Genomic DNA, 12,195 nt, shown 5'->3' with positions numbered 1-12,195 from the left:
ATTATGCCTCGCCTTTCTCGTCTTTACCGATCACCAGCTTGGTATCGCCCATATACATATGGCGTGGGACTTGCAGGTTGTCCGGTGCTGGTTTGTTCTTGAACACGCGGCCGGCCAGGTCGAAGGTCGAACCGTGGCATGGGCACAGGAAACCGCCTTCCCAGTTGTCCGGCAGCGAAGGCTGCGGGCCAGGGGAGAGCTTGTCCGATGGGGAGCAGCCCAGGTGCGAGCAAATGCCCACAGCAACCAGGATTTCCGGCTTGATCGAACGGTGCTGGTTGCGGGCGTATTCCGGGGTCAGGTCGTCGGGGGAGCGCTCGGATTTCGGGTCGGCCAGGTCAGCTTCGTCCTTTGCCAGCGATGCCACCATTTCCGGGGTACGCTTCAGGATCCAGACTGGCTTACCGCGCCATTCCACGATTTTCTTCTCGCCAGGCTGCAGCGAAGAGATATCCACTTCCACTGGCGCACCGGCCGCTTTCGCGCGCTCGGAAGGCTGGAAAGTGCTTACCAGGGCGCCAGTAGCACCCAAACCAACCACGCCACCCGCCGCACACGTTGCGACGAGCAGACCGCGCCGGCTGGAATCGACCTGCTTTTCGATACTCATACAAACCCCAATCAGTAAAAATCCGAAATCTTTATTAAGCAATAACAAAGCTTCTAGCAACCTTAAATTATAGAGGAGTGCCAAGGCGATTTGAAGCAAAACCTTGCATTTAGCTAATCCATCCCAATGTTGCGCCCCTTGCGTGTTCGATGAATTTGCAGCAAAGTTGATACAAATCCATAAACTTCCTGGGAGAATCTGCTATGGGAATGATGCAAGAATTTAAAGAATTTGCAATGAAAGGCAATGTGATCGACCTGGCGGTCGGTGTGATCATTGGCGCCGCCTTCGGCAAAATCGTCGATTCCCTGGTGGCCGACGTGATCATGCCGCCGATCGGCGCAATGCTGGGCGGCCTGGATTTCGCCAACTATTACGTTCCTCTCAACGGGCAGGCGCACAATCTGAGCCTGGTCGAAGCGAAGAAGCTGGGCGCGGTGTTGGCTTACGGCAACTTCTTCACCATCCTGCTGAACTTCATCATCCTGGCCTTCGTCATCTTCCAGATGGTGCGCCTGGTGGCCAAGCTGCGTCGCGCCGAAGCACCGGCTGCCGCGGCGGCAGAACCTGCTCCACCTTCAGAAGATATCGTGCTCCTGCGCGAAATTCGCGATTCTTTGCGAAAATAGGAGTTAACTCCCATTTTGTAGCAATAGCGCCATGCGAAGACTCTGGTTATTGTTTGCACAAACGGTGACCATCGCACTGGCACTGTATTTTGTTTATGCGGCCGTGCAGCGGCCGGCGCCTCTGAACGGCGTCCCCGCTGCGCCTTCTGCCATCGCGGCGGTCACCCCAGCCGCCCCAGGCTCTTACCGCAATGCCGCCGGCCGCGCCATGCCGGCCGTGGTCAATATCCTCACCTCCAAGGCGGTGCGCAAGCGCCATCCGCTGTCAAAAGACCCATTCTTCAAGCGTTTCTTCGGCGACCGTGACGAGGAAGATGACCAGAACAGCCTGGGCTCGGGCGTAATCGTCAGCCCGCAGGGCTACATCCTGACCAATTACCACGTCGTGGAAGGCGCCGACGAAATCCAGGTGGTGCTGCCTGACGGCCGCAAGGCCGCCGGCAAGCTGGTCGGCACCGATCCGGAAACCGACCTGGCCGTGGTGCGCATTGAGCTGGACAAGCTGCCGGTGGTGGCCCTGGGCCAGGTGGAGCAGGCCAAGGTGGGCGACGTGGTGCTGGCCATCGGCAACCCGTTCGGCGTAGGCCAGACGGTCACCATGGGCATTATTTCCGCCCTGGGCCGCAACAACCTGCACATCAACCACTTCGAAAACTTCATCCAGACCGATGCCGCGATCAACTTCGGCAATTCGGGCGGCGCCCTGATCGACAGCCAGGGCAACCTGCTCGGGATTAATTCGGCGATCTACTCGCAGACCGGCGGTTCGGTCGGCATCGGCTTTGCGATCCCGGTCAGCACGGCGCGCTCGGTGCTGGAGGCCATCATCAAGGATGGCCATGTGGTGCGCGGCTGGATCGGCGTCGAATCGCAGGAAATCACGCCGGAGATGGCGCACAGCTTTGGCCTGCAGCGCGACACCGGCGCCATCATCGCCGGCGTGGTGCGCAACGGCCCGGCCGACAAGGCGGGAATGAAGCCCGGCGACATCCTGCTGTCGGTGGACGGCAAGCCGGTCAAGGACACCAATGAAATGCTGAACCTGATCGCCCAGCTGTCGCCAGGCGGCCAGTCGACCCTGCGCATCCTGCGCAAGAGCCGCGAGAGCGAACTCCAACTCACCGTGGGCAAACGCCCCCCAGTCAAAAAATAATATGCACCTGCGCGACCTTACCCGCTACCTGACGGAACTGACCGATAACAACAACCGCCCTTGGTTCGTCATGAACAAGCCGCGCTACGACATCCTGCGCGAGGAATTCCTGGAGCTGGTGACCCAGGTGATCGCGGAGCTGGGCAAGTTCGACGCCCAGGTCAAGTTCTGCAACCCGAAGAAGGCCATGTTCCGCATCAACCGCGACGTGCGCTTTGCCCACGACAAGAGCCCCTACAAGACCCATTTCTCGGCCGCAATTGCGCCCAACGATATGCGCCGCCCAAGCATGGCCGGCGGCCCGACCTGGTATTTCCAGATCAGCCCTGACGGCGTGCTGGGCATCGGCGCCGGCGAATATATCCCGCCGCCGCACCGCCTGAAGGCCCTGCGCAAGCACATGGTCAACGACGCCGCCGGTTTCAAGAAAGCCCTGAACAACAAGGCCTTGAAGGCGCGTTACGGCACGATCACCGAAGAACACAAGCTGCAGCGCCCGCCAAAGGGCTTCGATCCGGAGCACGAGCACATTGAGTTCATCAAGCTGAAAAGCTTCTTCGTCTACCAGGAAGTGAAGCTGCCGCTGAATAAGCCGGACGAGCTGCTGGGCATGATCGCCGGCGCCTTCAAGGATGCCTGGCCGCTGGTGCAGTGGATGCGCTCGGCCCCGGTCGAGGAAGCGGAGGCCGCATGAACACCCACCGCATCGCGGTCATCGCCGGCGACGGCATCGGCAAGGAAGTAATGCCGGAAGGCTTGCGTGTCCTGCACGCAGCCGCAGCCCGCTTTGGGCTGGGCCTGGAATTCACGACCTTCGAATGGGCCAACTGCGATTATTACGTGCAGCACGGCCAGATGATGCCGCATGACTGGTTCGACCAGCTGAAAGGCTTTGATGCCATCTACTTCGGCGCAGTCGGCTGGCCCGATGCGGTGCCCGACCATATCTCCCTGTGGGGCTCGCTGATCAAGTTCCGGCGGGAGTTCGACCAGTATGTGAACCTGCGACCGGTGCGCCTGATGCCGGGCGTGCCTTGCCCGCTGGCTGGGAAAAAGCCCGGCGATATCGACTTCTACGTGGTGCGCGAGAACACCGAGGGCGAATATTCCGCTGTCGGCGGCCGCCTGTTCGAAAACACCGAGCGCGAAACCGTGCTGCAGGAAGCTGTATTCACGCGCAAGGGCGTGGACCGCATCTTGCAGTTCGCTTTCGAGCTGGCGCAGTCGCGGCCCAAGAAGCACCTGACCTCGGCCACCAAGTCGAACGGCATCGCGATCAGCATGCCGTATTGGGATGAGCGGGTGAAGGCGATGTCTGCCTCTTATCCCGATGTACGCTGGGACCAATACCACGTGGACATCCTGGCAGCGCGCTTCGTCCTGAGCCCGGAGCGCTTTGACGTGGTGGTGGCGTCCAACCTGTTCGGCGATATCCTGAGCGACCTTGGCCCGGCCTGCGCCGGCACCATCGGCATCGCGCCATCGGCCAACCTGAACCCGGAACGCACCCTGCCTTCCTTGTTCGAGCCGGTGCATGGTTCGGCGCCGGATATCTACGGCAAGAACATCGCCAACCCGGTCGCCATGATCTGGTCAGGCGCGATGATGCTTGACTTCCTCGGCAACGGCGACGCGAAGTATACCCAGGCGCAGGACGCCATCATGCGCGCCATCGAAGCTGTCCTGGTGCAAGGTCCGCGCACGCCGGACATGGGCGGCGCGGCTTCCACCACCGAGATGGGAACGGCCATCGCGGCCCTGATTTAAGCGCCCAGCAAAGCCTTCACCGCCGCCAAATGCCGCTCACTGACCGGCACGCGGTCGCCGCAGCGCAGCAGCAGCTGGCCTGTTCCTTCCGTATCGCGCTCCAGCGAAGCGACCTCGCTCCTGCGCACCAGCGCGCGCCGGTGCACGCGCAGGAAGCTTGACGGGTCCAGGTGCTGCTCCAGCTTCGCCAGCGGCACCCGGTGCAGAACGCGGCGCTGCGCCAGGCGCAGCTCGACGTAATTGCCTGCGGCCTCGATCCACAAAACCTCCTCCACCTGCACGCACTCGATGCGGCCCACCGAGCGCACATTGAGCTGTTGCAGCCAGGTTTGCTCCGGCGCCGCGAAGGCGCGCATGGCGCGGGCGTAAGCGGCGCGCTGGCGTTGCTCCAGCATGGAGGCAGCCCGGCCCAGCGCCTGCGCCAGGCGCTGGTCATCGAAAGGCTTGAGCAGGTAATCCAGTGCGAACACTTCAAAGGCTTCAATAGCGTGCTCGTTGTAGGCAGTGGCGAAGATGACCAGGGGCGGCTCTTCGCGCTGGGCCAATTCGCGCGCGAACGCCAGGCCGGTTTCCTGCGGCATCTGGATATCGAGGAAGATAACGTCGACCTCCTGCGCGTCCAGCATGGCGCGCGCTGCTGCGGTGTTGGCGCACTCGCCCACCAGTTGCCACTCGGCGTGCGGCGCCAGGCCGTAGCGCAGGTTGATGCGGCCAGGCTCCTCGTCATCGACGATCAGGGCGCGGATCTTCATGCGGCAAAGTACATCGGCATATTGATTTCGGCGACGAAACGGCCATCGGCGCGTGCTGTACGCAGCTCGGCTCCGTTACCGCAAGCCATGCGCAGGCGCGCCTCGATATGGCGCAAGCCCATGCCCATGCCGGGATTGGGCGGCACCTCGCGCACAGAATTACTGACGTGGATATGCAGCATGCCGCCCTGCTCTGCGAAGCGCATCTGGATATCGCCGGCGCCGTCGTGGCAATCGAGGTCGTGGCGCAAGGCGTTTTCCACCAGCGGTTGCAGCAGCAGGGGCGGGCAATCAGCCGCAAGCACGGCGCCGCTGTCGCCCTCAATGGTCACATTCAAGCGCTCGCCGTAACGCATGGACTGCAAGGCGAGGTAGTCGCGCACGAATTGCAGCTCCTCCGCCAGCGTGACCCAGTCGCGCGAGCTGGCCGACTGGGCGTAGCGCAGCAGGCCGCTCAGACGGCTGATGGCGCTCAGGGTGGCGCCTTTGTCGTCCATGCGTACCAGGGCGCTGACGGCATTCAGTGCATTGAACAGGAAATGCGGCTCCAACTGGCCGCGCAGGGCCGCCAGGCGCTGCTGCTCGAGCTCCAGGCGCAGCGACAGGTTGTCGGTTTCGCGCGCCCGTTGCATTTGCCAGATGCGGGTCCCGGCCACCGTCACGAAGGTAAAGGTTGTCCAGGTCAGCTCGAGGAAGACAGCGAACCAGCTCCGCTCCTGCTGCAGCGAGACGAAGCCGCATTCCAGGGGCAGGAAAAAGACCAGCACCAGCAGGTAAGTGCGCACTATCCCGCGCGGGCTGGCGAGCGACTGCGGCCAGCACTCCAGTGCGATGAACAGCACGGCGCTAAACAGCACCATCAGGGTGTGGGCGCCGACCCATTCGCCCAGCAGCTCCCAATACACTGGATGGGCGCCCCGCTGCAGCAGCGCCCCATAGGAGGATCCGGCGCCAATCAGGCAAATAAAGCCCCAGGCAAGGATGGACACGCCCAGGACACGTAGGAAATGCAAGGTTCTCATGGCTGGAGAGTATATAACCCCCGGCCCGGGGGCGCGATGCCCCCCGTCACACGGGCTGGCAACTTCGTCACACCGGCTTTAATGCATTTCAAGTCGCCATTTCTGCATTTCGTCGCACACCGGTAGTACTGGACGCCGCACATATCTATAGTTCAATCAACGAAACGCGAAATGAACTTAACCCAACCGAACGGAGAGCAAAATGAACATCGCCAAAAACATGGAATACATCTTCCTCGCAGCAGTAGCAGTGATCAGCGCAACCGGCTTCGCCACCGCCGCCACCCCGCTGAAACATAGCGCACCGGCAGCCGTCATCGCCAAGGCCGACGCCAAAGCAATGCCAGTGGTGACCGTAACCGCCAAGCGCCTGAGCGCTGCTGAAAAAGCTGCCCTGTAATTTAATAAGACCCTCACGGAGCCTCGACATGAAAAAGATTTTCACCGCCACGATGATGACCGCAGTAATGCTCGCCGCCGGCGGCGCAGCCCAAGCTGACGAAATCATCACCGAAGCGCGCACTGTTGACGGCCGTACCGTGAAAGTAGTCCTGGATGGCGTGGTAGACCTGAAGCTGAAGCAAGGCGCACCGGCACTGGTGCTCTCCGGCGACAAGCGCTACCTGCAAAAAATTACGGTGACCCAGAACGGCGACACGATCCGCATCGGCACCGAGAAAATAAATGGCATCCACTTCAGCAGCCCGAAACTGATGGCGGAACTGACGCTGCCTCAATTGCGCGAACTGGTTTCCGCCGGCGTGGGCTCGGCTGACGTGAAGGGATTCGACGGCGATGAAGTTCGCCTCTCCCTGGACGGTGCAGGTGCAATGAACGTGGCCTCGCGCTTCAAGAAAGTCGATGTACGCCTGTCCGGCGTCGGCCATATGACCGTCAGCGATACCAAGGCCGACGTGGTGGACCTGAACCTGAAAGGCGCTGGCGAGATTTCGATCTCCGGCCAGAGCAAGCAATTGTTCGCAAAGCTGGGCGGCATCGGCAGCCTGGATGCGAAGCAGCTGCAAAGCGAAAACGTGGACGCCGACATGACCGGCCTTGGCAGCGCCACCTTCAACGCAAAGACTTCCGCCAACCTGCGCCTCTCCGGCATGGGTTCGGCAACGGTGTACGGCAAGCCGGCCACCCGCCAGTCCACCGCGCGCGGCCTGGGCAGCGTGTCCTGGAACTGAGCTAGATTTCCCACCAACTCGTGAGTTGCTTCACGGTGCTTGCCGCCCGCCAGTCGCGGGCGGCTTTTTTATTCCCGCGTCCCTGCCAAGCACGATGCGCAATTGCGGCTCACCGCTGGTGCGCACTTCGACCCGCGTCCGCTCGACGTTGAACGGGATCGTGTTGCTCAGGCGGGCCACCTGCATCCCCTCCGACCGCAAACGCTGCGCCACGGCCGCAGCCATGCCACGGACGCCGTTGCCGTTGCTGACCTCAAGCCGGAGCGGCGCGGCACCAGCCTCCGCCCGCGCCGCCGGGCGCTCCCACGCGACCGGGCTGGAAGGCTCCAGCAGACACGCGCGCTCCAGCGCAGCCTGCGCTTGCTCCAGGCGTCCGCCAAGGTAGTAGGCGTAGCCAAGATCGCCCAGCAAGGCCGCGCCAGGGGCGCGCTGCACACGCCCCTCCAACAGCGCAATCGCCTCCGCATAACGCCCCTCGCCAGCCAACGCCGCAGGCGCGGGCGGTGCGACGCTCGAAGCTGGCCGCACGGCGGGCGCCGTCGGCATTACCGGCATGCTGCACGCCGCCAGTATCCCCGCACAAACTGCAATTACGGTCTTGCGCATATCAGCCTCCTAACGCGTAGCCTGCACGGCAGGCAGCAGCACAGTCTTCATCTGGATTGACGCAGGCCCCAGCAGCACAATCATCAGCGCCGGGAAAATGCAAAATATCAAGGGAAACAGCAATTTGAGCGCGACCTTGGCTGCGGCCTCCTGCGCCACCACCGCACGCTTGCGGCGCAAGTTATCCGCATGCACTCGCAGCGACTCGCCCATGCTGGTGCCGAAGCGTTCCGCCTGCACCAGCATGGCCACCAGTGCATCGACATCCTCCACCCCGGTACGCAGCGCGAAGTTGCGCAGTGCACGCTCCTTGGTAAAGCCGGCACGCATCTCCATCAGCACCAGTTGCAACTCCTGCGCAAGGCACAGGCTCTTGATGTGAATCTCGCCCGCCACCTTGGCCAGCGAGCGCTCCATGCTCAGTCCAGCCTCGACGCAAATCGTCAGCAAGTCCAGCGCATCGGGCAAGCTCTCGAAGATGTCGCGCTGGCGCCGTTCGGCGCGGCGCGCCAGGGCGCCATTGGGCAGGTAGTAGCCGATAGCGGCGCTGGCGCATAGCAGCAGCGACAGGTTGCCACTCCGGCCACCGTTGGCTGCGACGAGCATCGCCACAATGGCAGGCGTCGCCAGTGCCAGCAAGGTCTTGGCCGCGAAGTACAGCTTGGGCGCCGCTGCATTGCGCCAGCCCGCATGCATGAAACGGGTGCGCAACGCCGACTGCTGCCAGCCCTGCTCTGGCAGCGAAAGGCGGCTGAACGGCTCGGCCACCCGTGCCACCTTCTCGATCCACTCGCCCGGACCCGGCGTCGGTTCTTCATCTGCGCCACCAGTGAAGGATTTCAGGCGCTCCCGCAGCGGCCCGCTGGAAAGGGCCAGCATCGCCCACCAGGCCAGCCCCGCCACCACGGCAAACACCAGCAGCAGGATCGCGATGTCGATGGGATTCATACCCGCACCCTGACGATCCTGCGCATCCACAGCATTCCCGCCACCACCGCGCAAGCGGCATACCATAGCAAGCGTTGGCCGTTAGGGTCATGCCACAGCACCCCGGTGTATCTGGGATTGGTCAACTGCATGGCCGCCATCAGGCCAATCGGCATCAGCGTCAGCACCCAGGCCGACATGCGCCCTTCCGCCGACGACACCCGCACCTGGGCCAGCAACTGCAAGCGGGCGCGCGTCATGCGCGATACGTTGTCCAGCAATTCGGCCAGGTTGCCGCCCGACTCGCGCTGGATTAGCACCGCGATCACCAGGTAGCGCAAGTCGGTCAGGGGCACGCGCGCCGCCAGGTTGTGCAGCGCATCTTGCATGGTGACGCCGAAGTTCACCTCCTCGTAGGTGGCGCGGAATTCACCGCCGAGCGGATCGGCCACCTCGTCGCCCGCCATCTGCATCACGTTCGCGAAGGAATGGCCGGCGCGCAGCGCACGCGCCAGGAAATCCGCCATCTCGGGCAACTGCGCCTCGATGCGGCGCACCCGCGCCGCACGTGCCCGCAGCAGCGCGCCGAACGGCGCGGCCAGGCATAAGGCCGCGGCGATTGCCGCAGGCAGCGCCGGTAAGTGCAATGCCCAAGGCAGCAGCAGCGCAGCCAGTACGGCGGCGCCCTGCAGGAGCAGGAAGCGCTCCACCTGCCAGCGCAGGCCGGACTGCAATAGCAGGCGGTCCAACGCCACCGCCTGCGGCAGGCGCCGCAACAGAGCATCAAGCCCCGGCGCGGTGGCATAGCGCCGCTCCTTGAGAATGCTGATGCCGCCGCCCGCGCTGTCGGTGCGGCCCGACATCAGCCGCAAGCGCCGGGCCACGCGCCGCGCGCCGTTGCCATGGCTATTGCTCCACCACAGCCAGGCGCCCTCGCACAGGCAGATGACGGCAGCAAACAGCAAGACGGAAAAACCAGTCCAGGCAAAGTCCATCGCAGCCTCCCTTATTCGTACACCCTACCCGGATCGAACAGGCTGTCCGGCACCGGCACGCCGAACATGCGCAGGCGGTCCGCAAAGCGCGGACGAACGCCGGTGGCGTAGTAATGCCCCTGCACCTTGCCGTTCGCATCCACCCCGGTTTGCTCGAAATGGAAAATCTCGTGCATGGCGACCGTGTCGCCCTCCATTCCGGTCACCTCCTGCAGGCTGACCAGCTTGCGCGCGCCGTCGCTCAGGCGCGACAACTGCATCACCACCGTGATCGCGGAGCAGATCTGCTGGCGCGCGGTGCGCGGCGTCAGGTTGGCGCCGGCCATGCCGACCATGCTTTCCAGCCGCGACAAGGCATCGCGCGGCGAGTTGGCGTGGATGGTGGCGAACGAACCTTCGTGGCCGGTGTTCATGGCCTGCAGCATGTCGATTGCTTCGGCGCCGCGCACCTCGCCCAGGATGATGCGGTCGGGCCGCATACGCAGCGCATTGCGCACCAGGGCCCGTTGGGTCACCTCGCCCTTGCCTTCGACGTTGGGCAGGCGCGTTTCCAGGCGCACGATGTGGGGCTGGCGCAGCTGCAGTTCCGCCGCGTCTTCAATGGTGACGATGCGCTCGGTGGCGGGAATGAAGCCGGACAGCACATTCAGCAGCGTGGTTTTGCCGCTGCCCGTGCCGCCGGAAATCAGCACGTTCAAGCGCGCCTGGCCCAGCGCCTTGAGTACTTCCGCCATCGGCGGCGTCATGCTTTTGAATTCGAGCAGCCGCTCCATCGACAGCGGCTGCGACGAGAAGCGGCGGATCGACAGGATCGGACCATCCACCGCCAGAGGCGGAATGATGGCGTTGACGCGCGAACCATCCGGCAGCCTGGCGTCCACCATCGGGCTCGACTCATCGACGCGCCGCCCCACGCGCGAGACGATCTTCTCGATGATCTTCATCAAATGCGTGTTGTCGTGGAAGGTGATGCCGGTCAGCTCCAGCCGGCCGGTTCGTTCGACGTAGACCTGGGCGTGGGTATTGACCAGGATGTCGGAAACGCCAGGATCGGCCAGCAGCGGCTCCAGCGGGCCGAAGCCCAGCATCTCGTTCTGGATATCGAGCACCAGCTTATGGCGCTCCCCCTGGTTCAGCACGATGCGTTCGTCGTCGACAATGCGCGCCACCAGCAATGCCAGTTCGTGCTTGAACTGCTCCGGGGTCAGGCGCTTCAGGCGCTCCAGATCGATGCGCTCCAAAATCATCTGGTGCATGGATTTCTTCAGCTCCTGGTAAGCGCCATCGGCCATCGCCGGCGCGCTCGGGGCCTGGTGCGCATCCTCGCCCAAGGCCAGGCGTTCTCGCAAACTCATGTCAGGCTCCTTTCAATGCTCTGTTTCCGCGCGGCCGAACAGGCGGTCGAACAGGCCCTTGCTCTCAGGCAGGCGGCGTTCGGTCACCGCTTCCACCAGCTCCGCCAGGCTGCGCGCCACCGGGCTATGGCGCGCCAATTGCAGCAGCGGGATGCCCTGGTTGACCGAGTCCGTGGCGGACAGGTAATCGTTGGGCACCGTGTGCAGCACTTCGGCGCCCAGCGCCTGCTCGAGGTCGGCCAGCCGCAGCTTGCCCCCCTTCTCGTAGCGATTGACGATCAGGCGGGTGCGCCCGCCCGGATAGCCGAGGGAGCGGAAGATGTCGAGCAGGCGGCGGCCGTCGCGGATATCGGGCAAGGCCAGTTGCAGCACCGGGTAGATGGCGTCGGCCTGGTCCAATGCGCGCAGCGACAGCGCATCGATCTGGCGGCCGACGTCCAGCAGAATGTAGTCGTAGTGGTGGCGCGCGACGTGCAGGATGGCGTCGATATGGTCAGGCTTCATTTGCGTGGCCATGGTTGGATCGTCGGCCGCGCCCAGTACGCCGTAGCCGGGCGCAACGTGCACCAGGCAGGATTCCAGGAATGCCGCGTCCAGGCGGCCGATCTGGCTGCAGATATCGGACAGCGTCATGGCCGGCTTCTGGTCGGACACATAAAGCGTGGCGTCGCCGAACTGGCCGTGCAGGTCCAGCAGCAGCACCTTGCGCCCGGCCAGCGCAGCCAGCGCGTAGCCGAAATTGGTGGCGAGGAAGGTAGCGCCGCTGCCTCCTTTGCAGGAGATAAAAGCCAGCGCCTTGCCCTCGCGCACCGCCGTTACGCCGCGCTCGATCTCGATGCGGTCCAGCGCCTCGTGCAAAGCGCGATGGACCAGTGGAAGCTGCAGGACTTCGCGCATGCCAACCCGCATGGCCCGGATCAGCAATTCGTGCTGCGGCGCCCGCGTCATCAGGATAAAGGACGCATCGGGATAGTGCCGCGCCAACGGCTCAAGCAATTGGGCCTGGGACGGCTCCACTTCGCTGGCATCGAACAGCACCAGTTCCGGAGGCTGCGGCAGCAGGCGTTCGACCGCGTCGCGCAGATCGCGCCGCGCGGCAACCAGCTGCAGCGCCGGCAGGCGCGCCGATCCCTGAGCCGCCAGCTCCGCCTGCAACCGCTCGTCATTGCTGATCAACAGCGCTTTCATG

The 12,195-nt window shown here is 63.7% G+C and carries 14 protein-coding genes; 6 read left to right on the top strand and 8 right to left on the bottom strand.

Annotated features, from left to right (window positions below):
- Position 1: 1 nt before the first annotated feature.
- Positions 2–610: a ubiquinol-cytochrome c reductase iron-sulfur subunit gene (petA, locus tag AC1RTP_RS09740; RefSeq protein WP_498606964.1), complete on the bottom strand. Its 609-nt coding sequence runs from the start codon at positions 608–610 to the stop codon at positions 2–4.
- Between the two features lie 203 nt (positions 611–813).
- Between petA and mscL the strand changes: the two genes are divergently transcribed.
- From mscL to AC1RTP_RS09720, 4 genes are read left to right on the top strand one after another with little or no spacing between them, the layout of a single operon-like run.
- Positions 814–1,239 (top strand): large conductance mechanosensitive channel protein MscL, encoded by a 426-nt coding sequence (gene mscL / locus AC1RTP_RS09735; RefSeq protein ID WP_498606961.1) that lies wholly within the window; start codon positions 814–816, stop codon positions 1,237–1,239.
- A gap of 31 nt (positions 1,240–1,270) precedes the next feature.
- Complete coding sequence (locus AC1RTP_RS09730; protein ID WP_498606958.1) at positions 1,271–2,392, top strand: Do family serine endopeptidase; 1,122 nt, start codon at positions 1,271–1,273, stop codon at positions 2,390–2,392.
- Position 2,393: 1 nt separating this feature from the next.
- Positions 2,394–3,086 carry a DUF2461 domain-containing protein gene (locus tag AC1RTP_RS09725; RefSeq protein WP_498606954.1) on the top strand — a complete coding sequence of 231 codons (693 nt, stop codon included), beginning with the start codon at positions 2,394–2,396 and terminating at the stop codon, positions 3,084–3,086.
- The gene (locus AC1RTP_RS09720) at positions 3,083–4,159 is read left to right on the top strand and encodes a tartrate dehydrogenase (protein WP_498606952.1); all 1,077 of its coding nucleotides are present in this window, start codon (positions 3,083–3,085) and stop codon (positions 4,157–4,159) included. Before AC1RTP_RS09725 ends, AC1RTP_RS09720 begins: the two co-directional genes overlap by 4 nt.
- Here AC1RTP_RS09720 and AC1RTP_RS09715 read toward each other — a convergent pair.
- Both AC1RTP_RS09715 and AC1RTP_RS09710 read right to left on the bottom strand, forming a co-directional pair.
- Positions 4,156–4,911: a LytR/AlgR family response regulator transcription factor gene (locus AC1RTP_RS09715; protein WP_498606949.1), complete on the bottom strand. Its 756-nt coding sequence runs from the start codon at positions 4,909–4,911 to the stop codon at positions 4,156–4,158. The genes AC1RTP_RS09720 and AC1RTP_RS09715 overlap by 4 nt on opposite strands.
- Entirely contained in the window at positions 4,908–5,933 is a 1,026-nt protein-coding gene (locus AC1RTP_RS09710; protein WP_498606947.1) for a sensor histidine kinase, read from the bottom strand. The genes AC1RTP_RS09715 and AC1RTP_RS09710 overlap by 4 nt, the downstream gene beginning before the upstream one ends.
- A 202-nt stretch (positions 5,934–6,135) precedes the next feature.
- Here AC1RTP_RS09710 and AC1RTP_RS09705 point away from each other — a divergent pair, with 202 nt between their 5' ends.
- Together AC1RTP_RS09705 and AC1RTP_RS09700 are read left to right on the top strand one after the other, a co-directional pair.
- The gene (locus AC1RTP_RS09705) at positions 6,136–6,333 is read left to right on the top strand and encodes a hypothetical protein (protein WP_498606945.1); all 198 of its coding nucleotides are present in this window, start codon (positions 6,136–6,138) and stop codon (positions 6,331–6,333) included.
- A 28-nt stretch (positions 6,334–6,361) separates the two neighbouring features.
- Complete coding sequence (locus AC1RTP_RS09700; protein WP_498606943.1) at positions 6,362–7,123, top strand: GIN domain-containing protein; 762 nt, start codon at positions 6,362–6,364, stop codon at positions 7,121–7,123.
- Positions 7,124–7,153: 30 nt separating this feature from the next.
- Here AC1RTP_RS09700 and AC1RTP_RS09695 read toward each other — a convergent pair whose 3' ends face one another.
- The 5 genes from AC1RTP_RS09695 to AC1RTP_RS09675 are packed head-to-tail and all read right to left on the bottom strand — an operon-like array spanning position 7,154 to position 12,194.
- Positions 7,154–7,729 carry a LytR C-terminal domain-containing protein gene (locus AC1RTP_RS09695; RefSeq protein WP_498606940.1) on the bottom strand — a complete coding sequence of 192 codons (576 nt, stop codon included), beginning with the start codon at positions 7,727–7,729 and terminating at the stop codon, positions 7,154–7,156.
- 9 nt (positions 7,730–7,738) lie between these two features.
- Positions 7,739–8,677, bottom strand: a complete 939-nt coding sequence (locus AC1RTP_RS09690) for a type II secretion system F family protein (RefSeq protein ID WP_498606938.1) — start codon at positions 8,675–8,677, stop codon at positions 7,739–7,741.
- Positions 8,674–9,651, bottom strand: coding sequence for a type II secretion system F family protein (locus AC1RTP_RS09685; protein ID WP_498606936.1), 978 nt, complete (start codon positions 9,649–9,651; stop codon positions 8,674–8,676). Before AC1RTP_RS09685 ends, AC1RTP_RS09690 begins: the two co-directional genes overlap by 4 nt.
- 11 nt (positions 9,652–9,662) lie before the next feature.
- A complete protein-coding gene (locus AC1RTP_RS09680) occupies positions 9,663–11,006 on the bottom strand; it encodes a TadA family conjugal transfer-associated ATPase (RefSeq protein WP_498606934.1) in 1,344 nt (447 codons plus the stop codon).
- 12 nt (positions 11,007–11,018) lie between these two features.
- Positions 11,019–12,194 carry a CpaE/TadZ family protein gene (locus AC1RTP_RS09675; protein ID WP_498606932.1) on the bottom strand — a complete coding sequence of 392 codons (1,176 nt, stop codon included), beginning with the start codon at positions 12,192–12,194 and terminating at the stop codon, positions 11,019–11,021.
- Position 12,195: the final 1 nt, after the last annotated feature.

The organism is Pseudoduganella sp. GW821-FHT11H04 (assembly GCF_058807935.1).
The sequence above is the reverse complement of the archived record's forward strand: the minus strand, read 5'-3'. Positions and strand labels throughout refer to the sequence as shown.